Below are 22,715 nucleotides of genomic sequence, written 5' to 3' on the forward strand. Positions count from 1 at the left end.
CACACTCTCGCGATATCAGGATGTACAGATGGCTAAGTGAGACTTCTCCGAAATAACAGCGGGAGTATTTCACGGAACCGATAATAATGATGAGCTATTACTGTATTTTATAAAAAAACAGGTCACATGATAAAAAAATCACCACATTTGATAAAAATAACGAATTTTACAGACGCAGTAAAATCCGTGCTAAGTGAATTTAATTGTTGAAAAAATACACAAATCAAGAATGGCAGTGATATCAGCCAAATATAGGCCGCTCAGGGCTAGCGAATAAGCAGAAGTTATGCTGTAATTTCTTGTCTGATTGGTGTCATTGTGACCTTAAGATTTCAATATATTGATACGGATAGATTTATTTTTATATTACCTATAACATGCTTGGGAACATCAGAATATTGTACCCCGAATGATATTCTGGGGATTAAACGTAGCTGAAACTGAGTCAGGATAGATGTCACAATCGCCAATTGAGTTAAAAGGCAGTAGTTTTACCCTTTCGGTCATTCATTTACATGATTCACGACCGGAGGTAATCCGTCAGGCATTACAGGAAAAAGTGGATCAAGCTCCCGCTTTCCTGAAAAACGCCCCTGTTGTGATTAACGTTGCAACGTTACCTAACGGTGCTAACTGGAAAGATCTCCAACAGGCTGTCACCTCAGCGGGTCTGCGTATTGTTGGCATCAGTGGTTGTCAGGATGAGCGTCAAAAACGGGCGATAGCACGAGCAGGCTTACCGTTACTGAGTGAGGGAAAAGGCCAGAAAATGGCACCCGAACCGGTGATCAGCCCGCCAGAAAACGTTCCGACTAAGACTCGAATCATCAACGCGCCTGTCCGTTCTGGCCAACAGATTTATGCTCGTAATTGCGATTTGATTGTTATCAGCAGCGTCAGTGCCGGTGCTGAATTAATTGCCGACGGCAATATTCATATCTATGGAATGATGCGAGGCCGTGCGCTAGCAGGTGCATCCGGTGATGCCCAATGCCAGATTTTTTGCACGCATCTGGGTGCTGAACTAGTCTCTATCGCAGGGCAGTACTGGTTGAGTGATCAGATTCCGCCTGACTATTTTGGTCAGGCCGCACGTCTGCATCTGCTGGATAACGCACTAACTATACAACCTTTAAATTAAGCCCTTTTGACAAGGAATCCATTTCATGGCACGCATTATTGTTGTTACATCGGGTAAAGGGGGCGTTGGCAAGACCACATCAAGCGCGGCTATTGCAACCGGCTTGGCCCAAAAAGGTAAAAAAACCGTGGTTATCGATTTCGATATCGGCCTACGGAACCTAGATTTGATTATGGGATGTGAGCGCCGGGTCGTTTATGATTTTGTTAATGTGATTCAAGGTGATGCCACTTTGAACCAAGCACTAATAAAAGATAAGCGCACAGATAATCTGTATATCCTGCCCGCCTCTCAGACCCGAGACAAAGACGCCCTGACCAAAGAGGGTGTTGAAAAGATTTTGAACGATCTTGGCGAAATGAATTTCGAGTTCGTGGTGTGTGACTCCCCTGCTGGCATCGAAAGCGGCGCTTTGATGGCACTCTATTTTGCCGACGAAGCCGTCATCACCACAAACCCTGAAGTCTCTTCAGTTCGTGACTCAGACCGTATCCTCGGGATTCTGTCATCCAAGTCACGTCGTGCCGAGAATGGTCAAGATCCGATTAAAGAACATCTGCTGTTGACCCGCTACAACCCAGGGCGAGTTAATCGCGGCGATATGCTTAGCATGGAAGATGTCCTCGACATTCTGAGGATCCCATTGGTTGGCGTTATACCAGAAGACCAGTCTGTATTGCGTGCCTCGAACCAAGGCGAGCCTGTGATTCTGGACAAAGAGTCAGATGCTGGTAAAGCTTATGACGATACCGTTGACCGTTTGCTAGGAGAAGAACGCCCCTTCCGCTTCATCGAAGAAGAGAAGAAGGGCTTCCTGAAACGCCTTTTTGGGGGATAAACCATGGCTTTGTTAGACTTTTTTCTGTCCCGCAAAAAACCGACAGCCAATATAGCCAAGGAACGGCTGCAAATTATCGTCGCTGAACGTCGTCGTGGGGACAGTGCGCCCCATTATTTGCCTGACTTAAAACGCGATATTTTGGCGGTTATTTGTAAATATATCCAGATCGAACCTGAAATGCTGCATGTGCAATTTGAGCAAAAAGGGGATGATATTTCGGTGCTTGAACTTAACGTGACATTACCGGAAACGGAAGAAACGCCTAAATGATTTCTTCGCAATAACTAACCCCTGTATTCATTTACAGGGGTGTTTATTTACAGTGTTATTTATTGTGGAAAGTTACCTCCACTCACTGTGTATATAGCCAGCTTTATTACCGTAGTTAAATAGACACATCCGCTAAAACAAGAAAATTCCTAGTTTCTATTTCGGTTATTCATAAAATCCTGATGAATTAAAACTGAAATAGCCAGAGTGAAGTCTCCCCACTCTGAATATCGATTAATACTGCTGTAAAATCTCGGTCAATTCCGCAGATAACAAATCACCACGCCAACCACTTAATAATTCAGGCTGAGTATCAGATAATTTCAATTTCCAGTGCCAACTGAGTAATTGGTTTATTTGACGACGTGAGGCCAGTAATTCGCTGCTAAGTCCAGAGCGCTCACTGACGGACAAAATGAGCGCTTTAATGTCTTTAAACACTTTCTTGTAGCCGGGCTGGTCAATTAAGTTAGCGACTGGTGCTGGGATTTGGTCTTCAGGTACAGCATTACCCTCAGCAACCAGTGCCAGCAAGGTTCGGCCATGATAGCGAATCTCCTGTCCACTCAGCCCCAAGGAGTCCAGCTCACCTAGCGAAGTTGGCTGATAACGGGCAACTTGCCAGAGGTTCTCTTCCCGCACCACGAAATTCACCGCCAGATCACGCTCACGCGCTTGACGCAAGCGCCATGCTGCCAGCTTCTGTAAACATGCCAACTGACGCCCGCGTAACTGCCAGGCGTTGGTGATTTCGCGATATGCCAGCTCTGGGTCCAGTGTCTCACTACGACGACGGCACAACAGCTCGCATTCATCTTTAGCCGCATCCATACGCCCTGCGGCTTCTGTGGCTTCAACTAATTTAGTCGCTAAAGGCAACAGGTAAAACACATCGGCAGCCGCGTAATCACACTGTTTTTCACTTAATGGGCGGGCTATCCAATCAGTACGAGATTCGCTTTTATCTAACTCAACCCCTTCAAACTCATTAACCAGCATGGCAAAGCCACAAGACAACGATCGTCCTGAAAAGGCGGCCAGTACCTGAGTATCAATCATCGGCGTTGGCATTCTGTCGAAGGCATTTAAGAACACTTCAAGATCTTCGCTTCCCGCATGCAGATACTTCACCACATTCAAATCTTGCAATAACTCGCGGAAAGGTTGCCACTCGGTGATAGGTAAAGGATCAATCAGTGAGAGTTGTTCACCGTCATACAGTTGAATCAGGCCCAACTGCGGATAGTAAGTGCGTGTTCTGACAAACTCTGTATCCAGCGCGACATGAGCATGTTTCCGGGCTTGTTCGCAGACCTGCTGCAATCCATCATTGGTGGTGATCAACTGATAATTCAAAACGTCATTCTCTTGGTCATTATACCCGCCCTCTTTCAAGGGACGGATATCGTCTATGGCAAACACAACAACGCCGGTGATGACCGGCGTTGTTGATAATGATTGGGTGATGCCGTTACGTTAAGCCGCGTCTTGATCGCCAGCCTTATTCATAACAAGCTCATCACGCAATTCCCTACGTAAAATTTTGCCGACATTCGATTTCGGCAGTTCGTCACGGAACTCTACTATTTTCGGTACTTTATACCCTGTCAGGTAGCGGCGGCAATGGGTTAGCAGCTCTTCTTGTGTCAGGGTGGTATCTTTTTTCACAACGAACAGTTTCACCGCCTCGCCAGCAACCCCATTAGGTACCCCGATGACAGCAGACTCGAGTACTTTTGGATGTAACGCGACCACATCTTCAATCTCATTGGGGTAGACGTTAAAACCTGAAACCAGAATCATGTCCTTCTTGCGATCAACGATGCGCAAAAAGCCTTGTTCATCGAGAGTGGCGACATCGCCTGTTGCTAGCCAGCCCTCTTTCAGTACTTCATCAGTGGCTTCTGGCCGCTGCCAATAGCCTAACATAACTTGTGGGCCACGCACCCATAGTTCACCCGGTTCGCCAAATCCAACATCCCGACCCTCATCATCAACCAGCCGCACATCCGTTGAAGGCACAGGTAGACCAATGCTGCCACTGTAATGTTTCAAGTCATAAGGGTTACCCGTCACTAACGGCGAACACTCGGTCAGTCCATAACCTTCCAGCAAGTGCTTGCCGGTGAGTTTTTCCCACCGTTCAGCCACGGCCTTCTGCACCGGCATCCCGCCGCCGACGGACAGGCGCAGCGTAGAGAAATCCAACTTGGTAAACTCTTCGTTATTTAACAAGGCGTTAAATAAGGTATTCACCCCTGTCATTGCCGTGAATGGATAATGACTTAGCTCTTTCACCATTCCCGGAATATCGCGTGGATTAGTGATCAATAAGCTACGTCCACCCAGCTCAATAAACAGCAGGCAGTTCATAGTTAAAGCAAAGATGTGATAAAGCGGCAGCGCCGTCACCACCAATTCATGACCGGGTTGCAACAGTGGCGCATAGGCGGCTTTCGCCTGTTCTAAGTTCGACTGCATATTACGGTGGGTCAACATCGCCCCTTTCGCTACCCCCGTCGTGCCGCCGGTGTACTGTAAAAAGGCCATATCGGTATTGATCACGTCCGGTTTAACATATTGCAGACGGCGACCTTTTTGCAGCGCAGTACGAAATGAAATGGCGTCAGGCAAATAGTATTTCGGCACCAATCTCTTGATGTATTTCACCACGAAATTCACCAGCGTCCCTTTTGCCGTCGATAACTGATCGCCCATGCGGGTTAAAATGACGTGCTTGACCTGAGTTTTAAAAACAACTTTTTCCAATGTATGGGCAAAGTTGGAGACAATAACGATTGCCGCAGCCCCACTATCGTTGAGTTGATGCTCCAACTCTCTGGGGGTATAGAGTGGGTTAACATTCACCACAACCATACCTGCGCGTAAAATGCCAAACAAAGCAATAGGATATTGCAGCAGATTTGGCATCATTAGCGCAACACGGTCGCCTTTTTGCAACCCCAAACCTTGCTGTAAATAGGCGGCGAAAGCACGGCTGCGCTCTTCCAACTTACGGAAAGTCATCACCTCGCCCATATTGATAAACGCGGGTTGGTCCGCATAACGCAATGCCGCATTCTCAAACATTTCCACCAAAGAAGAGTAGCGATCCGGGTCTATCTCTGCGGGGACATCTGCCGGATAACGTTTTAGCCATACTTTTTCCAAGGTAGTACTCCTGAAATTGTTATTGGTCACTAAGATAAGACGCAAATTTACACCAGAACTTTAACAATATTTTAACTCAGCGTACCAGTTTGCTTTTAAACAATTTTAAGGTTGAGAGATACATCACTATTTTCTGGTACCGAGATCCCGAAAATAGCCAAGGCAGCCAATGCTATTCAACAAAACACAACAAAATCAAATTGTTATAAATTACCCATCATGTTAAATATGATAACTATTTGATTATATAATCTTTTGCCGCTTAATCGCTGTAAAACAGAGATAAAAAAAGGCGCTAAATTCAGCGCCTTCTCCTAATGATGTTACTGCTAACACAACAACAAGTTACTCAGTGACAATGGTTTGTACCGGTGCGGGTCCAGGGCCATACCAACCCCAGCCCGGCCCCCACATTTCAGGGTGCCGATACCCCCACGGCCCCATCGTTGGTGGCAGCATCACTTGCTGTTCAAGATGCCATCGTTTGTAGCCAGTGGCATTCATCACCACAAAGGTATACGGCGTCATGCCAATTTTACCGGCTTCAACGCCAGTAATTGGCCCGACGACGGTGACAAGATGCCCTCGGAAATCAACTGGCTCGAGGAAACCATTCACGTAGGCAATCACCCGCCCCTGTGAGGGTTCGCCCAATATCGGTCTAGCACCCGAATCTAATGGGACGCTGGCAATCTCAAGGCGGGTGCGGTGCGGTTCGTTGGTCACATTAATCACTGTGCCGCCGAAACGCGCCTCCTGACCGATAAATACCTGTGGTGAGGTTCTGACAAGATTAAGATTTTGTTGCGGCGTCGCGGTGGTGCCCTGAATCGCAGGGGGGATCGTCACGCAACCGGAAAGTAACAAAACCCCCAAACTCAGCCAACCCAACATCCATTTACGGTTTTTATGATTTGTCGATTGAGCTATTGACGTTTTAATCGCCATCGTCTGTTACCCCTTATTATCTCTTTCGTTGTCCTGATATTTTAGACTCTAATTTCAATAACAAGTTGCTAAGTGCTAGCGGCCCGGCAGTTTTTTCCAAGTGACTTCATTACGCAGATAGACTGGCTCCGCATTTTCCACACTGACAGCGTGTCCGTTCGCCCATAATGATAACGCCAAAGGCAGCATATCTTCGGCTTGCGGTAAGCACATTTGTCCGTCAGCCAGCAGCACATTACTGCCGCTAATCAGATCAGGGTAAGTTTGCCAGCCCGTGCCTACGGTGGCCCAATCACCACTTAACGATTGAGCGCGTACCCCCGTTTGTTCAGGAGTCATCACCGCTTCCGTCGATTCACCGAGCCAAACGCCTTCGGCCTCTCGCTCAAACTCACCCCAATAGACTTCACCCATCCGGGCATCTATCGCGGCCAATACTCGAGACGCGCCCGTCAGCCTAAATGCACCCTGCGCCATGGTTTGCAAGGTGGAGACACCAATCATTGGCAAGTCAGCACCTAATGCCAACCCTTGACCAATGCCGATACCAATGCGCACACCGGTAAAACTCCCCGGCCCCCGGCCAAAGGCCAACGCATCAAGTTGCCCTAGTGATAGGCCCGACTCAGCCAAAATTTGCTGCACCATCGGTAAAATTCGTTGGGTGTGTTCCCGTGGGCAAAGCTCAAACAAAGCCTGTACTTCGCCGTTATTCCAGAGTGCGACAGAACAAGCTTCTGTTGCGGTATCGATCGCTAAAATTCGCGTGGACATGCCAACCTCGGCAGGAAAAGAGTATGAATTCAACACAGGGCGCGCATGATAGCACACCCCTCCTCGCTTTGCCTTTAATCGCGCTGCTTGAGAAAAGCGATGGCTTTCGCCAGTGAGCGGGTTCGTGGGGTCGGTGGCAAGCTATTGAGGAACATCGCGCCATAAGGGCGCATCACCAATCGATTATCACAGATAACCAGTACACCACGATCATCAATGTCGCGAATCAATCGCCCCACGCCCTGTTTCAGGGTGATAACTGCATCGGGCAATTGCACATCATTAAAGGGGTCCCCGCCGCGCAGACGGCAATCTTCAATCCGAGCTTTCAGCAACGGATCGTCCGGTGAGGTGAATGGCAGCTTGTCGATGATAACGCAAGATAATGCATCGCCACGGACATCCACCCCCTCCCAAAAACTGCTGGTCGCAACTAACAGGGCATTCCCCGCCGCCACAAACTGCGCCAGTAACTGCCCTTTACTGGTTTCGCCTTGCACCAACACGGGTAGTGTCATGCTGGCGCGAAACTCCTCCGCCAATCCGCGCATCATCTGGTGCGAAGTGCAGAGGAAGAAACAGCGCCCTTTATTGGCGTCAATTAAGGGTTTGAGCATCACGGCCAGTTTCCGTGCCGCCCCCGGCTCATTGGCGGAGGGCAGATTGCGCGGCACGCAGAGCAAGGCTTGATTGGCATAATCAAACGGGCTGGGCAACAGCAAGGTCTTGGCGTTCGTCAGCCCCAGACGTGTGGTGAAGTGGGAGAGTTGGTCGTTAACCGAGAGTGTGGCGGAGGTGAAAATCCAGGTTCCCGGCTTCTCTTCGATCAATTCACGGAAGCGATCGGAGACCGAAAGTGGCGTCAGCGCCAGAATAAAATGGCGTGAGTTGCACTCATACCAATAGCTGTAGCCCGGCGTGGTGACCTCTTTTAGGCGCTTGAGGCGGTTACGATAGACCGTGGCGCGCTCAAAGGCGGCATCCAGCATGGCGGAACGCCCTAGCGACAACTTCATCACGTCGTAACATAGCTCTAACGCATCATCGAGCAATAACAGCGCCCGCTGAATCGCAGGCTGCTCCATCACGTCGCGTAAATTGCCGCGATAACCGGGGTCTCCCAGTACCAAGCGGAAATCTTGGGTGCTTTGCGACAGGCGATCGGCACTTTTCTGTAATTGCGCGGAGTCCCGCACTTCGGTGCGATAAGCAATAATGATGTCTTTTGCCAGATCCATCAGTTGCCTGCTGGTGAGCTGCTGGCCGAAGTATTGGCTGGCAATATCCGGAATCTGATGAGCTTCATCGAAAATCATCACATCTGCGGTGGGGATTAATTCGGCAAAACCGCTCTCTTTGACCACCATGTCAGCCAAAAACAGATGATGGTTCACCACCACAACATCCGCATCCATCGCCTTGCGGCGGGCTTTCACCACAAAACACTCTTTATACAGCGGGCAATCACTGCCCAGACAGTTATCATTGGTGCTGGTAACCAATGGCCAGACAAAGCTGTCTTCCGCCACCTCTCCACAAGTGCTGATATCGCCGTCAACGGTTTCCGCTGACCACCCGCGCAGGCGAACCAAATCGACGAGGGTTTCACCCGCCAACTCGCCCCCCGCCAATGATTGCTGCTCAAGGCGCTCCAGACAAAGGTAGTTTGAGCGCCCTTTCAATAGGGCCAATTTCCCTTTGTATTTTAAGGCGGTCGCGACGGTGGGCAGATCACGGGAATAGAGCTGATCCTGCAATGCCTTAGAGCCAGTGGAGATGATCACTTTGCAATCAGCCCGCAGTGCGGGGGCCAAATAGGCAAATGTTTTGCCCGTGCCTGTGCCCGCCTCGACCACCAGTTGCTGTTTGCCATCAATAGATTCAGTGATGGCCGCAGCCATCTGGCGCTGGGATTCTCGGGGATTAAAACCTGTAATGGCCTGCGCTAGTGCGCCATCTGTTGCAAAATCGTCTATCACACTGTCTCTTCCGGGCGAAATCAGCGCTGATTATGCCAAGCCTATCGCCCCGCGACTACACATTCTCGCCATAAGCTATGCTACCCTTATGCCAATAACTGACATTGGCATTCACATAAGGAATTGAAAATGAGTATCGAGCGAATTAATCCAGAAAAACGTTGGTCCGATGCAGTGGTTCACAACGACACCATTTATTACACCAGCGTGCCGGAAAATCTGGATGCCGACGCGACCGCACAGACCGCCAACACGTTGGCGGCGATTGATATGATGCTGAATCAGCTCGGCTCAGATAAAAGCCGCATTCTGGATGCCACGATCTTTTTGGTCGATAAAGCGGATTTTGCAGCGATGAATGCCGCGTGGGATGCCTGGGTTGTCGATGGCAATGCGCCCGTGCGCTGCACCGTCGAAGCCAAGCTGATGAATCCGAAGTATAAAGTTGAAATCAAAATTATTGCGGCAATCTGATTAGCGAGAAAATGTACCGAATGGGTCGTAGCAGCCTAAGCCGGTGGAGCGCCCATCGGTACAGTCGCCCCGCCGGACTCTGGGTTATGACAATTTAATCATCACCATTCCCGCCAGCAGCAAAATCAGGCCAATCCAACCTTTATAGTTCAAACGCTGATTAAACAAAATCCAGCCCGCCGCCACAGTCGCGGCAATACCAAATCCGCCCCATAAAGCATAAGCCACGGATAACTCAATGCCTTTCACGGCTTGCGCCAAGGCGCTGAATGCCCCTAATACCGACAGCAATGATAAGATGCCCAACCATACACGGCGAAAACCATCTGACATTTTCAGCAAGATATTGGCGATAATCTCCAAAATGACCGCCAGAATCAGAAAAGCAATATGATAAAACTCAAGCTGTTGCATGATGCTCACCTGCATTTCGGTTCTGGCTGCTCGGCTTCTTCGGTTTACGAGTACCTGATTTCACTAGCATGATCCCAGCCACCAAGGTCGCTAGGCCCGCTATCTTCAGCGCGGATAAACTTTCATCAAACCACAGCACACTGAAAAGGGTAATAATCAGGATGCCAATCCCTTCCCATAAAGCATACGCCACACCCAGCGCTACTTTTTTAACCGCCAGAGCCAGCAAAATATAAGAACCGGTTATCATAAAATACATCACGATATGCCCGGCCATCTCACCGCTAACACTGGCGTATTTCATTGATAAGGTGCCAATAATTTCAGCGACAATCGCTAAACCTAAAAATATCCAATAAATCATCTTTCTTCTCCTAACACGCATAAACGCACGCTAAGGTCTATTTATTACGGTTATCCTGATTCACCGTGCCATTCACAAGGCATAGCGGTGGGGAGGCCGTAAGAAATAGAAACTCACTTGGCGTATAATTTTTTTGTAAATTGACTTAAGACGGAGAGAGAAAGACGCTACAGCTCGCTGCACCAGTGATGCTCACTGGCCAGAATGGCAGACAGGAAGAGTTGGCAGGTAGAAGGTTTGAAAGTAATTCCATTAGTTTTCATCATAATATATCTCTTTTTTTTAGCCACACCTACTTTAGCCACGTACTTGTTAGCCAAACATAGTGTGATACGCCTAAAACCCTCATAAAATTGGAATAATTAACTAACCTATTTTTACCACAGTCAATTTTATAAAGCAAACCATCAATTTGACAAATGGTTTAAAAAAAGAGATTTAAAAATAATAAGTTAGTGATTTCAAAAAACAAAATTCCGCCATAGTGAGCAGTTCCCGCTATTGAGCCTGTTAGGATCTGTCTATTCCCTCCACTGCTGGTTTTTGCCCTTAATTGCCCCTTATTTTTTGATTCCGATATTTTAAGCACACTCAGTGACTGCTCTTGCCGAAGAAATAAGGCGCTGGGAAAGAGATCCCCTCCTTAATCGCCATTAATCATCCTTAACATCCATAAGTTACTGTGACTTTTTTCGACTTCTCTGGCTTTAGCCTTAACCCAAGAGTTACGTTAAGAATTAATAACTTAGAATGCCGCCTCACAAATCATTTCTTAACTAATTCAATCTTCATCGACAGGTGATTGGAGTTGAATGCTATTCGGAGATAGCGTTATGTTACATCCCAAATTACGTACTACACCTATTGCCCTGAGTCTGTTGCTGGCTCTGGGCTTCTCCTCAACATTATCCGCGACCGTTGCAAAAGTTCCGTCCAACCAGTCAATTCAGCAAGCAAAAGATGCGAATAATAGTGCTGAAGTAACGCGGCAAATTCATGTGGTTCAGAATGGCTCTCCCGTTTATTTTACTGGGCAACATAAGCGCAATCGCTTTACCCATCCGACTCAATCCAGCGGGTTCTGGGCGAACAAAGGAGAGATCCTGCATATTGAGTATCAGCATAAGGGGGAAGCCATTGATGAATTGCCTGAACTCTGGATTGTGCCAGTCAAGAAAGGCAAAGAAGCGAACTTTGAGCGGCAGGTGGTTAAGCTGCAAGAAGGCATCAATGAAATTGAGGTTGCAAATACTGGCCCTCTTTATTTCGCCGCCACCAATCAGCCGGGTAGCAGTGAAATGACGGTTAACCTGCTGAAGGGCGGGAAGCCTATGCCGCGCTTTATTCTAGGTGAAAATACCGCAGAAGAGTGGCCGCAGCAGTTAGCGCAATTTAGTGATGCGCCCTTTGCCGAGCTAGTCGGTAAGCGCATGATTCTCACCATGCCAATTAAAAATATGCGCAAGCAGGCCACCGATCCTGAGGGAATTTTACTCTTATGGGACCGCATTGTTGACCTCGCGGAAGAGCAATTCGGGCTCAGCGCAGAGAGAGCTTTCCCCCATCGCGCGACCCCTTTCCAATATCAGTTTGTCAGTAAGCCCGATAGCACTGGGGGTACACTGTCGGCAGGGGATTACTGGTTAGGGAGTAATAGCGAATACATTCCTGAGGTGATCACCACTGAATTGTTACAGAAAGCCTGGGGGCCTTGGCATGAGTTAGGTCACCACTATCAAATGCCAGCGTGGACTTTTGATAACGATACTGAAACTACCGTCAATCTGACCTCTTTGTACGTTCAGCGGGCGCTGGGGGAAACCTCCCGCCTTGAGGCAGAATCACGTTGGGATCTTGTTGATGCTTTTATGAAGACCAGTGGCCATAACTATGAAGAGGTAAGCCCATCTATCCGATTTGCGATGTTTTGGCAGTTGGATCTTGCCTTTGGTCAAGACTTCTACCAGCGCCTTGGTGATCGTTACCGAACACTCACTCAAGCAGAGCAACCCAAAAATAATGATGAGAAGAAACAGAGATTCCTTCTAGAAACGAGTCGGGTTGCAGGCGTTAACCTAGAATCGTTTTTCCATCGTTGGGGACTCAAACCGACTCAAGAGACAAGCGCTCAATTACAAACGATGAATTTGCCTCAGTTAACAAAACCGATTTGGCTGAATACTGACAGTAATATTGCTCACAGTTACCTGCTAACACAGCAAAATATCACCGGCGATGTCCGTGTTCCTGAGACGGTCAATGCAGGGGATGTATTCAGCGTCTCTGTCGATGTCACTAACCGAGAGAGATCCGAGTTAGATTACCAATGGGATATTCCCGCAGGCGTTGAGGTTATCGCTGACAAGGGTCACGAAATTACCCTGCGAGCGCCACATAACGTATTACAAAATGCCATGTTGTCCATTCCAGTCACGGTTACGGATAGCAATCATATGGCAATGCGGTTGGCCAGCTCGACTCAGTTGAAAACTGGAGGTGAAAATATCTCGGCACGGGAAGCTTACAATGAGCTAATCAAACAACGTTACCAAATAGAGGGGGAGTTTAATTTCTGGGATAGTACCGCAACAAAAAATATCCCAGGTACATTCTATCTATACGATAACCCTTACACCCATACCCGTGATTATTTCCGCTTAAAAACGAGCTCATATTCATATTTTCCAACTAACCAAACCAGTGATACCTATTGGGAGTATTTGGAGAGCTACGATGGTCGCCAATATCTGAATGGTGAGGTTATTGAGGCAGTCACCCCGGTCAACCCAGTAGAAAAACCAGTACAATGCAGCGTGCCAGCGTGGGAACAGAAAGTCTATGAAGTGCCGACATCGATCAGTAAAGACGGGCACATTTATACCAACAAATGGTGGGTATCCGCGACAATGGTTCCGGGTGATACTGCGGTGACTGATACCACGGGTAACGGTACGGGCTGGAGTCAACCTTGGGAAGATAAAGGCGTATGTGACTCGACGGTTAAAGGCGAGCAGCCAACCGTCATTGAACCAAAACCTGTCGTACCACAACAGTGCAGTGCGCCATCGTGGGAACAGAAAGTCTATGAAGTGCCAACGACAATCAGTAAAGATGGCAGGGTATATAGCAATAAGTGGTGGGTTTCTGCCGAAAACAAACCGGGTGATAGCGCGGTAACCGACACCAGCGGTAACGGCACAGACTGGGGTAAGGTCTGGGAGGATAAAGGCGGCTGTTAAGGCATAATGAATAAAGGCAGGGGAAACCCTGCCTTAGATAACCGACAAACTCCTGACCAGCTGGCCGGGAGTTTGATTTGTTAGAACAGCTTAGGCAGTGGCACCCGCAACCGCTTGTTTCGCTAATTCAGTAATGCGAGCATAGTCACCTTTTTCCAGCGCATCCGCCGGAACCAACCATGAACCGCCAATACACAATACACTTTTCAGCGCCAGATAATCGCGGTAGTTGTTTGGTGTAATCCCACCTGTAGGGCAGAAACGCACTTGTGAGAATGGGCCGCCGATGGCTTGCAAGGCTTTAACACCGCCGTTGGCTTCCGCTGGGAAGAATTTAAACTCACGCAGACCATAGCTCATGCCCAGCATCAGCTCTGAAACAGTACTGATCCCTGGAATCAACGGGATATCGCCTTCAGTGGCAGCTTTAAGTAGTTCATCCGTCAGCCCAGGGCTGATGGCAAACTGTGCACCCGCCTCAACCACCTCAGCCAACTGCTGCGGATTCAGCACAGTGCCTGCACCGACAATCGCTTCAGGCACTTCTTTGGCAATAGCGCGAATAGCCTCAACAGCACAAGGGGTGCGCAACGTCACTTCCAGTACCCGAACGCCGCCTGCGACCAGCGCTTTTGCTAAGGGTACAGCTTGCTCGAGCTTAGTAATCACAATCACCGGGACAACAGGGCCTGCGGTCATGATCTGTTCTGCGCTCGTTTTCCAGCTTTTCATCAGTTGTTATCTCCACTTATGCCGATTGGCATGTACTCACCCTAAGGTGCCAGTTGAAATATGGCAGGCAGAAGATCTACAGATGTTTTCCGCCTGTCATAAAGAATCAGAATGCGAGCCAGCTAACGGCTCTTTATTATTGCGCGGGCTTCCTGCCCCTAGCGGCCCGCCCTGCTTCCCTGACGGCGACACACCATCAAAATCACCTCTGATGGTGTGCAGGGTCATCAACTTATTCTAACGACAACTTACTCGAACTCGTTCCATGAACGGCCATCGCGGGTGATCATAGCGACAGAGGCCACCGGCCCCCATGTCCCAGACTGATATGGCTTAGGCGCTTCGTTATCCGCAGCCCATGCATCCATGATGGAGTCCACCCACTTCCATGCTTCCTCAACCTCATCACGGCGCACAAACAGAGCCTGAATGCCACGCATGGTCTCCAGAAGCAGACGCTCGTAAGCATCAGCAAGATGCTGTTCGTTAAACGTCTTAGAGAAACTGAGGTCAAGTTTGGTGGTTTGCAGGCGGTGCTTATGCTCCAGACCCGGCACTTTATTCAGCACTTCAATTTCGATGCCTTCATCCGGTTGCAAGCGGATAGTCAGCTTGTTCTGCGGCAATTGTTGATAGGACTCGCGGAATAGGTTCAGCGCAGGGTTTTTGAAGTAAACCACCACCTCTGAACATTTGCTTGGCAGGCGCTTACCGGTTCTCAGATAGAACGGCACCCCAGCCCAACGCCAGTCATCAATGTCAACCCGGATAGAGACGAACGTTTCAGTGTTACTGCTCTTGTTCGCGCCCTCTTCTTCCAGATAGCCCGGCACTTTATTACCCTGCACAAACCCAGCCGTGTACTGACCGCGCACGGTCGTTTCCCGCACATTGGTGTGATCGATACGGCGCAGCGATCGCAGTACTTTCACTTTCTCATCACGGATACGGTCAGTGCTCAGGTCGGCGGGCGGTGACATTGCAATCATGGTCAGGATTTGCAGCAGGTGGTTTTGGATCATGTCGCGCATCTGTCCGGCCTGATCAAAATAGCCCCAGCGCCCTTCAATACCCACCTCTTCTGCTACCGTGATCTGCACGTGATCAATGGTGCGGTTATCCCAGTTGGAGGCAAACAATGAGTTGGCAAACCGCAGTGCTAACAGGTTCAACACCGTCTCTTTGCCCAAATAGTGGTCAATACGGTAGACTTGGCACTCGTTAAAGTATTCAGCCACCTGATCATTAATCACCCGAGAGGAGGCCAAATCCGTCCCCAGCGGTTTCTCCATCACCACCCGGCTTGGCTCTTTATTCAGCCCCGCTTCACCCAATCCTTTGCAAACCGCGCCAAAAGTGCTCGGTGGCATCGCGAAGTAGTTAATGGTTGTGCGATTTTTTTGATCCAGCATTTTGCCCAATTTGGTGAAATGCTTGCTGTCATTGACATCTAAATTACAAAAATCGAGACGCGAACTGAGCTTTTGCCACAATTCATCGTCCAATGTCTCTTTCATAAAGGTATCGAGGGCTTCCTTTACCACGGCTGTGTACGCGTCTTTATCCCAATCGGCACGGCCTACGCCGATAATCCGAGTATCAGGGTGGATGTGACCCGCTTTCTCTAATTGGTAAAGGGAAGGCAGCAGTTTCCGGCGAGCCAAGTCTCCCTTAGCGCCGAAAATCACCAGATCACACGCCTGGGCTGCTTGGCCTGTATTAGTTACCGCCATGTTATTCTCCTCGTTGCAGGATATTTGTAATTTTCTTACATTACTAATGTACTCTCTTTGGCTATAGCCAGTAAACCCAGATAAAAGTGCATCAAAAAAGGTTAAAAAACATCCATTCAGGCGGCAAGCCGCGTCAAATCAGGCCGCGCAACTTAAAAATGTAATTTTATGACGATTTTGACAACCATTTACCATTATGAAAATTAGACACAGGTCATATTCTGGTGAAAAAGCCTCACTTCCAACCAGATGCCACTGCCAACGGGTCCCAGCTCGTAGTATATTTTCATTAAACCGACATAGATTTCTCCTTTAAATGAAATCGGTAAAACCCATGGGTGACTCTCGTTATATGAATACGCTGGAAAATATCCAAAATAATCTGGACCTCCTGAGCAAATCTGAAAGGAAAGTCGCCGAGGTGATCCTGGCCTCCCCACAAACAGCTATCCATTCAAGTATCGCCACACTCGCCAAAATGGCGAACGTCAGCGAACCCACGGTAAACCGTTTTTGCCGCCGACTGGATACCAAAGGTTTCCCTGATTTTAAACTTCATTTGGCACAAAGTCTGGCTAATGGCACACCTTATGTGAACCGAAATGTTGAAGAAGATGATAGTGTAGCCGCTTACACGGGTAAAATTTTCGAATCGACCATGGCTAGTCTGGATATGGCGAAAAATAATTTAGACATTGCTGCCATCAATCGGGCTGTGGATTTATTGACACAGGCAAAGAAGATTTCGTTCTTTGGCCTTGGCGCATCAGCGGCTGTCGCCCATGACGCGATGAATAAATTTTTCCGCTTCAATATTCCGGTAATTTATTTTGATGATATCGTGATGCAACGTATGAGTTGCATGAATTCCAGTGAAGGCGACGTGGTGGTATTAATATCCCATACTGGCCGCACAAAAAGTCTGGTTGAGTTAGCTCACTTAGCCCGTGAAAACGATGCCACGGTGATTGCTATTACCTCGCGCGATACACCATTGGCAAACGAAGCTACGTTACCGCTGCTGTTGGATGTGCCGGAAGACACTGATATGTATATGCCGATGGTGTCCCGTATTGCTCAACTGACATTAATTGATGTCTTGGCGACCGGATTTACTCTGCGTCGAGGGGCAAAATTCAGAGATAACCTGAAACGGGTTAAAGATGCACTGAAAGAGTCACGATTCGATAAAGGTTTACCGCATATCAACAGCGGTGAATAAAGGTAAAAGCGCGGAAGTCGTGTCAGGCGCGGAAATCGCCTTGTTTGGCACCGGTCCTGAAAATTGTGTTAGCGCATCTTCTGTCGTCACGATTTGACGTATTATTAAAAAATAGACGTCACCTTGGCTCAGGTAATTATGGCCCGAGCCGATATGTTGAGAAAGAGCTCGCTTTGTAATGCGATCGTTTTTACATCCGCAAGCGGATAACATGCATGACATGATTTCGTCGTAAAACATGAAAAAGTTTCGTCGTAAAATTTGTAGCTTAGTTACATTTTACTCTCGGATTTATTATCCGCTGTTTTAACAACACCATGCTTCATCAAGTCAACGGAGTAAGAGATGTCCAGACGGCTCAGAAGGACCAAGATTGTTACTACACTGGGGCCGGCTACTGACCGCGACAATAATCTGGAAAAGATTATTGCTGCTGGTGCTAACGTAGTCCGCCTGAATTTTTCCCATGGTAGCGCCGAAGATCATGAGTTGCGGGCGAATAAAGTCCGTGAAATCGCCGCCCGGCTGGGGCGTCATGTTGCTATTCTTGGCGATTTACAAGGTCCTAAAATCCGGGTATCTACTTTTAAGGAAGGCAAAGTTTTCCTTAATGTGCACGATAAATTTCTGCTTGATGCCAACATGGCAAAAGGCGAAGGCGATAAAGATAAAGTCGGTATCGATTATAAGGGCCTGCCTGCTGATGTGGTCCCTGGTGATATCCTGCTGCTGGATGATGGCCGGGTACAGCTAAAAGTGATTGAAGTACAGGGTATGAAAGTCTTCACCGAAGTGACTGTCGGTGGCCCGCTCTCCAACAATAAAGGCATCAATAAACTCGGTGGCGGCCTGTCCGCAGAAGCCCTGACTGAAAAAGATAAGGCCGACATTGTTACCGCCGCTAAAATTGGTGTGGATTTCTTGGCCGTCTCCTTCCCACGTACTGGCGAAGATCTGCATTATGCCCGCCGTCTGGCGCGTGATGCGGGTTGCAACGCACAAATCGTAGCAAAAGTTGAACGTGCTGAAGCCGTGGCAACAGATGAAGCCATGGATGACATCATCCTCGCCTCTGATGTGGTGATGGTCGCTCGCGGTGACTTGGGTGTAGAAATTGGTGACCCTGAGTTAGTCGGTATCCAGAAAAAACTGATTCGCCGCGCGCGTCAGCTTAACCGCGCCGTGATCACCGCGACTCAGATGATGGAGTCGATGATTACCAACCCCATGCCAACCCGAGCAGAAGTGATGGACGTGGCTAACGCCGTACTGGATGGCACCGATGCCGTGATGTTGTCGGCTGAAACCGCCGCCGGTCAGTATCCAGCAGAAACTGTGGCTGCTATGGCGCGAGTTTGTCTGGGTGCAGAAAAAATCCCAAGCATTAATGTGTCCAAGCACCGCCTTGATGTGCAATTCGATAATGTCGAAGAAGCTATCGCGATGTCGACCATGTATGCAGCAAACCACCTGAAAGGTATTACGGCAATTATCGCCATGACCGAATCAGGTCGCACTGCGCTGATGATGTCCCGTATCAGCTCCGGTTTACCGATCTTTGCGATGTCTCGTCATGACCATACTTTAAACCTGACGGCGATCTATCGTGGAGTCACTCCGGTCTATTGTGATACCCACACTGATGGCATCCTTGCCGCCACTGAAGCGGTTAACCGTCTAAAAGATAAAGGCTTCTTGGTTTCGGGTGATCTGGTGATCGTGACTCAAGGTGATGTCATGGGGACCATTGGGACCACCAATACTAGCCGGATTATTCGCGTTGAATAATCTGTCTTAAGCCAGCAAAAGCAAAAAGCCCGCTAATGAATAAAATAGCGGGCTTTTTTATTGATGTTCAACGGTTATTGATATTCAAAGACAATGACTGCCGTTAAAGATCCTTGCGAACATAAGGCTCGATCTCGCCCTCTTTGCGGGTCTTCAGCAGCTTAAGAATCCAGGTGTACTGCTCTGGATTAGGTTTAACCAGCAACTCAACCTCTTCATTCATCCGACGAGCAATATAAGCGTCGTCAGCATCTGCCAAGTCATCCATCGGTGGGCGGATATAGATATCAAGACGATGTTCACGATAATTATAGACTGGGAACATCGGCACAATCGCAGCGCGACAGACTTTCATCAAGCGCCCGACCGCTGGCAATGTGGCTTTATAGGTGGCAAAAAAGTCAACGAATTCACTTTGCTCAGGGCCATAGTCTTCATCGGGCAGATAGTAGCCCCAAAATCCCTGACGGACGGAACTGATAAACGGCTTAATGCCGCTTTCGCGTGCATGGATACGCCCACCAAACCGCAAGCGTGCGCTATTCCATAAATAATCTATCAGCGGATTGCGCTGATGATGGAACATCCCCGCCACCGGTTTACCCTGCTCCGCTAATAACATGGCTGGAATATCAATCGACCAAGCATGTGGCACCAACAGAATGACATTACGCTCTTGACGTTGCAGTTCGTCCAAGATATCTAACCCGTGCCAGTGAACACGGGATAGCACTTTTTTGGGATCGCGAAAACAGAGTTCTGCCATCATCATCAACGGCTGTGCTGCCGTGGCAAACATCTGGTCGATGATATGCTCGCGCTCTGCTTCGGGCAGTTCAGGCATGCAATAGAGAAGATTAATACGGGCGCGGCGGCGGCCACTTTTGGCGAACTTCCCTGCAAGGCGGCCAATGCTTGCCAACAAGGGATCACGGAATTTGGGCGGGACATAGGCCATCGCTGCCATTGCTCCGACTCCCAACCAGACACCCCAAAAACGAGGGTGTAGGAAAGATTTTTTAAATACCGGAATAAAGCCAGCGGCGTCATTTTTATCTTTATGCATGGAGAAACTCTTGGGGTTGGCAGTGGGCTAATAATAACATACCCGTGATCCTTGAAGTTGCTGGGGCTTGAAGTTGCAGAGGATTAGCAACGCTCGTAACTCGATCGACTCATGGGCCTTGCAGCAGCTAGCCCGCGGCAAGGCCCATGATTTTAGATCTATCGCTCTCTGGCAGAGTGCGGCTACCGGAGAACCGTTAGTCTAATTGCAGCTGTGGAATCACCTGTTTGGCGATAGCCAGATATTCACTGCGGTCTTTACCACTTAAGCCTTCTGAACGCGGTAATTTGGCGGTTAATGGATTAACCGCTTGCTGGTTCATCCAGAATTCATAGTGCAGATGCGGGCCAGTAGAGCGGCCAGTGTTACCTGACAATGCGATACGGTCGCCACGCTTCACTTTCTGCCCCGGCTTAACCAGCAATTTCTTCAAATGCATGTAGCGGGTGGTGTACTGGCGGCCATGGCGAATAGCCACATAGTTACCGGCTGCCCCACTGCGTTTAGCAATCACCACTTCGCCATCACCGACAGCAAGCACGGGTGTTCCCACTGGCATGGCGAAATCTACACCTTTATGTGGTGCGACACGCCCAGTCACAGGATTAAGGCGGCGAGGATTGAAGTTAGATGAGATTCGGAACTGTTTCATGGTCGGGAAACGCATAAAACCACGAGCCAGACCAGAGCCTTGGCGATCGTAGAATTTACCGTCATCGGCACGAATCGCGTAGTAATCCTTGCCGCCAGAGCGCATACGAACCCCGACTAACTGGCTTTGCTCACTACGGCCATCAAGAATTTCACGAGACATCAAGACCGAGAATTGATCACCTTTGCGCAGTTTCGCGAAATCCAACTGCCACTGTAGTGCTTTGGTGACCGCACGAATTTCAGAATTAGTTAAACCGGCCTTCTTAGCGCTAGTCACAAAGCTACCATCAAGGCTACCAGTCAGAACTTTGTTGCTCCACTCGCCCTTTTGTAGCTCTTTCGTCTCTTTAAAAGCGTTACCGACACGGTCATAAGTGCGCGTTTCACGGCGAGACATCTCCCATGTCAGACGCTGCAAATCACCCGTATCATTGACGGTCCAAGAGATTTGCTGCCCGATCTTCAGATTACGAAGGTCGCGATTTGAGTTCGCAAGCAGAGAAACATCTGAAATATCAATGCCATACTGGGTAAGAATGCTGCTCAGGGTATCCCCCGTAGAGACAACATACTCATGGACGCCCGTTTCACTGGCATCCTTGGCATCTAACTCGTCTTGCGGAATTTCATCATCAGGCGTGGGCTGATCAATGGGTTCACTGGCTTCAGGCAATAAAATACGGGGTTGGCTGGTATCTAATACCACGCTCTTGGCAATAGGGTCATGCTCAGGGTGATAAACAAAAGGCCGCCAAACAGCTACGGCCAGTGTCATTACAGTCAACGACCCCAACATAATACGGTGGGGTCGAGGGAGATTGTTATACGCCAGGGTGATAGTTCTGACTATCTGCTGCACTTATGAGTATCCTTTTAATCTTACTTCAGGCAGCTCACGTATTGGTTCGACAACTGAGACAAAAAGTTCACATAGCTGTCCTTGCCTAATACTATGCCGCTGCCCAAGGGATCCAGCGTACCTGAACGGACGTCTGTTCCTTTGGCAACGGCATTAATGACGGCCGGCCTGAATTGTGGCTCAGCAAAAACGCATAACGCTTTGTGCTCAACCAACTGTGTTCGAATTTGATGTAAACGCTGCGCACCAGGTTGTATTTCGGGATTGACTGTAAAATGCCCTAATGGGCTCAAGCCAAAGTGTTTTTCAAAGTAGCCATAGGCATCATGAAAAACAAAGTATCCCTTACCTTGGGCAGGCATTAGCATAGTAGCAATATTTTTTTCATTTTGCGCTAGTTGATCCTCGAACCGGCGCAGGTTTGCATCTAATTTGTCCTTATTTTGCGGCATAAGTTCCAATAATCTGTCATGAATCGCGATTGCAGATTGTTTCGCTATGGTCGGCGACAACCAAATATGCATGTTGTATTCGCCATGGTGATGCTCGCCGCCACTATTATCTTTAGCATGATCATGGTCATGCCCCGCATCTTCCCCTTCATGCTCATCATGTTCCTCACCTTTCATTAACAAAGGCATAACGGAAGGTAACTGAGCTAATGCAATTTGTTTCTTATCAGCAACTTGTGAGAGAGGTTTTGATAGAAAGGCTTCCATTTCCGGTCCGACCCAAATAACCAGCTCAGCACTGCGTAACCGCTGGACATCCGATGGACGAAGCGCATAATCGTGCGGCGAAGCGCCATCGGGCAATAATACTTCAGTCGGTAACACGCCATCTGCAATAGCGGAGGCGATAAAACCTAATGGCCGAACAGATGTCACGATGGCAGCGGAGGCCATATTAAAGGGATTAGCAATGAAAATTGCACTGGCGAGCATGGCCCGCTTCAGCCACTTATTTTTATGTAACATAATACGAATTCTCGACGTTTGGTTGAGTAAAGCGTAATATTATAACATTCACTCGGTTCTGCAAACGTA

At 48.6% G+C, this 22,715-nt stretch carries 19 protein-coding genes; 7 read left to right on the forward strand and 12 right to left on the reverse strand.

Translation table 11 applies throughout. From position 1 onward, the window contains the following. Positions 1-454 precede the first annotated feature (454 nt). Genes minC through minE form a run of 3 tightly spaced genes read left to right on the forward strand, consistent with a single transcriptional unit; the run spans position 455 to position 2,252 of the window. Complete coding sequence (gene minC, locus HRD69_RS16480) at positions 455-1,141, forward strand: septum site-determining protein MinC (protein ID WP_004874205.1); 687 nt, start codon at positions 455-457, stop codon at positions 1,139-1,141. 25 nt (positions 1,142-1,166) lie between these two features. Then, positions 1,167-1,979, forward strand: coding sequence for a septum site-determining protein MinD (minD, locus tag HRD69_RS16485; protein ID WP_004874204.1), 813 nt, complete (start codon positions 1,167-1,169; stop codon positions 1,977-1,979). A gap of 3 nt (positions 1,980-1,982) precedes the next feature. Further along, positions 1,983-2,252: a cell division topological specificity factor MinE gene (gene minE / locus HRD69_RS16490; RefSeq protein WP_004874203.1), complete on the forward strand. Its 270-nt coding sequence runs from the start codon at positions 1,983-1,985 to the stop codon at positions 2,250-2,252. Between the two features lie 234 nt (positions 2,253-2,486). Here minE and rnd read toward each other — a convergent pair whose 3' ends face one another. The 5 genes from rnd to yoaA all read right to left on the reverse strand — a co-directional run bounded on the left by rnd (position 2,487) and on the right by yoaA (position 9,124). Further along, positions 2,487-3,608, reverse strand: coding sequence for a ribonuclease D (gene rnd, locus HRD69_RS16495; protein ID WP_032813594.1), 1,122 nt, complete (start codon positions 3,606-3,608; stop codon positions 2,487-2,489). A gap of 120 nt (positions 3,609-3,728) precedes the next feature. Then, positions 3,729-5,423 carry a long-chain-fatty-acid--CoA ligase FadD gene (gene fadD / locus HRD69_RS16500; RefSeq protein ID WP_032813510.1) on the reverse strand — a complete coding sequence of 565 codons (1,695 nt, stop codon included), beginning with the start codon at positions 5,421-5,423 and terminating at the stop codon, positions 3,729-3,731. A gap of 345 nt (positions 5,424-5,768) precedes the next feature. Beyond that, positions 5,769-6,371 carry a Slp family lipoprotein gene (locus HRD69_RS16505; protein ID WP_004874200.1) on the reverse strand — a complete coding sequence of 201 codons (603 nt, stop codon included), beginning with the start codon at positions 6,369-6,371 and terminating at the stop codon, positions 5,769-5,771. A gap of 75 nt (positions 6,372-6,446) precedes the next feature. Then, positions 6,447-7,145, reverse strand: coding sequence for a tRNA (adenosine(37)-N6)-threonylcarbamoyltransferase complex dimerization subunit type 1 TsaB (tsaB, locus tag HRD69_RS16510; RefSeq protein ID WP_004874199.1), 699 nt, complete (start codon positions 7,143-7,145; stop codon positions 6,447-6,449). Between the two features lie 74 nt (positions 7,146-7,219). Further along, positions 7,220-9,124 (reverse strand): DNA repair helicase YoaA, encoded by a 1,905-nt coding sequence (yoaA, locus tag HRD69_RS16515; RefSeq protein ID WP_004874198.1) that lies wholly within the window; start codon positions 9,122-9,124, stop codon positions 7,220-7,222. 129 nt (positions 9,125-9,253) lie between these two features. Between yoaA and HRD69_RS16520 the strand changes: the two genes are divergently transcribed. After that, a complete protein-coding gene (locus tag HRD69_RS16520; RefSeq protein WP_004874197.1) occupies positions 9,254-9,598 on the forward strand; it encodes a RidA family protein in 345 nt (114 codons plus the stop codon). An 84-nt stretch (positions 9,599-9,682) separates the two neighbouring features. Here HRD69_RS16520 and mdtI read toward each other — a convergent pair whose 3' ends face one another. Further along, entirely contained in the window at positions 9,683-10,012 is a 330-nt protein-coding gene (gene mdtI, locus HRD69_RS16525) for a multidrug/spermidine efflux SMR transporter subunit MdtI (RefSeq protein WP_005163022.1), read from the reverse strand. Beyond that, a complete protein-coding gene (mdtJ, locus tag HRD69_RS16530) occupies positions 9,999-10,376 on the reverse strand; it encodes a multidrug/spermidine efflux SMR transporter subunit MdtJ (protein ID WP_004874195.1) in 378 nt (125 codons plus the stop codon). Before mdtJ ends, mdtI begins: the two co-directional genes overlap by 14 nt. Before the next feature lie 833 nt (positions 10,377-11,209). On the opposite strand from mdtJ, the gene HRD69_RS16535 reads away from it, so the two are divergent. After that, positions 11,210-13,615 (forward strand): M60 family metallopeptidase, encoded by a 2,406-nt coding sequence (locus HRD69_RS16535; protein ID WP_004874193.1) that lies wholly within the window; start codon positions 11,210-11,212, stop codon positions 13,613-13,615. Between the two features lie 90 nt (positions 13,616-13,705). On the opposite strand, the gene HRD69_RS16540 is transcribed toward HRD69_RS16535, so the two are convergent. Both HRD69_RS16540 and zwf read right to left on the reverse strand, forming a co-directional pair. Further along, positions 13,706-14,347 carry a bifunctional 4-hydroxy-2-oxoglutarate aldolase/2-dehydro-3-deoxy-phosphogluconate aldolase gene (locus HRD69_RS16540; RefSeq protein ID WP_004874192.1) on the reverse strand — a complete coding sequence of 214 codons (642 nt, stop codon included), beginning with the start codon at positions 14,345-14,347 and terminating at the stop codon, positions 13,706-13,708. Positions 14,348-14,595: 248 nt separating this feature from the next. After that, positions 14,596-16,080 (reverse strand): glucose-6-phosphate dehydrogenase, encoded by a 1,485-nt coding sequence (gene zwf, locus HRD69_RS16545; protein WP_032813506.1) that lies wholly within the window; start codon positions 16,078-16,080, stop codon positions 14,596-14,598. Positions 16,081-16,432: 352 nt separating this feature from the next. Here zwf and HRD69_RS16550 point away from each other — a divergent pair, with 352 nt between their 5' ends. Together HRD69_RS16550 and pyk are read left to right on the forward strand one after the other, a co-directional pair. Continuing rightward, positions 16,433-17,302, forward strand: coding sequence for a MurR/RpiR family transcriptional regulator (locus HRD69_RS16550; RefSeq protein WP_049605681.1), 870 nt, complete (start codon positions 16,433-16,435; stop codon positions 17,300-17,302). A gap of 345 nt (positions 17,303-17,647) precedes the next feature. After that, complete coding sequence (pyk, locus tag HRD69_RS16555) at positions 17,648-19,090, forward strand: pyruvate kinase (RefSeq protein WP_004874188.1); 1,443 nt, start codon at positions 17,648-17,650, stop codon at positions 19,088-19,090. Between the two features lie 103 nt (positions 19,091-19,193). On the opposite strand, the gene lpxM is transcribed toward pyk, so the two are convergent. From lpxM to znuA, 3 genes are all read right to left on the reverse strand, one after another. Further along, positions 19,194-20,156: a lauroyl-Kdo(2)-lipid IV(A) myristoyltransferase gene (lpxM, locus tag HRD69_RS16560; RefSeq protein WP_004874187.1), complete on the reverse strand. Its 963-nt coding sequence runs from the start codon at positions 20,154-20,156 to the stop codon at positions 19,194-19,196. A gap of 196 nt (positions 20,157-20,352) precedes the next feature. Next, positions 20,353-21,669 (reverse strand): murein DD-endopeptidase MepM, encoded by a 1,317-nt coding sequence (mepM, locus tag HRD69_RS16565; RefSeq protein ID WP_032813501.1) that lies wholly within the window; start codon positions 21,667-21,669, stop codon positions 20,353-20,355. A gap of 20 nt (positions 21,670-21,689) precedes the next feature. Next, positions 21,690-22,646 (reverse strand): zinc ABC transporter substrate-binding protein ZnuA, encoded by a 957-nt coding sequence (gene znuA, locus HRD69_RS16570; RefSeq protein ID WP_004874185.1) that lies wholly within the window; start codon positions 22,644-22,646, stop codon positions 21,690-21,692. Positions 22,647-22,715: the final 69 nt, after the last annotated feature.

The organism is Yersinia mollaretii ATCC 43969, from assembly GCF_013282725.1.
GTDB lineage: Bacteria > Pseudomonadota > Gammaproteobacteria > Enterobacterales > Enterobacteriaceae > Yersinia > Yersinia mollaretii.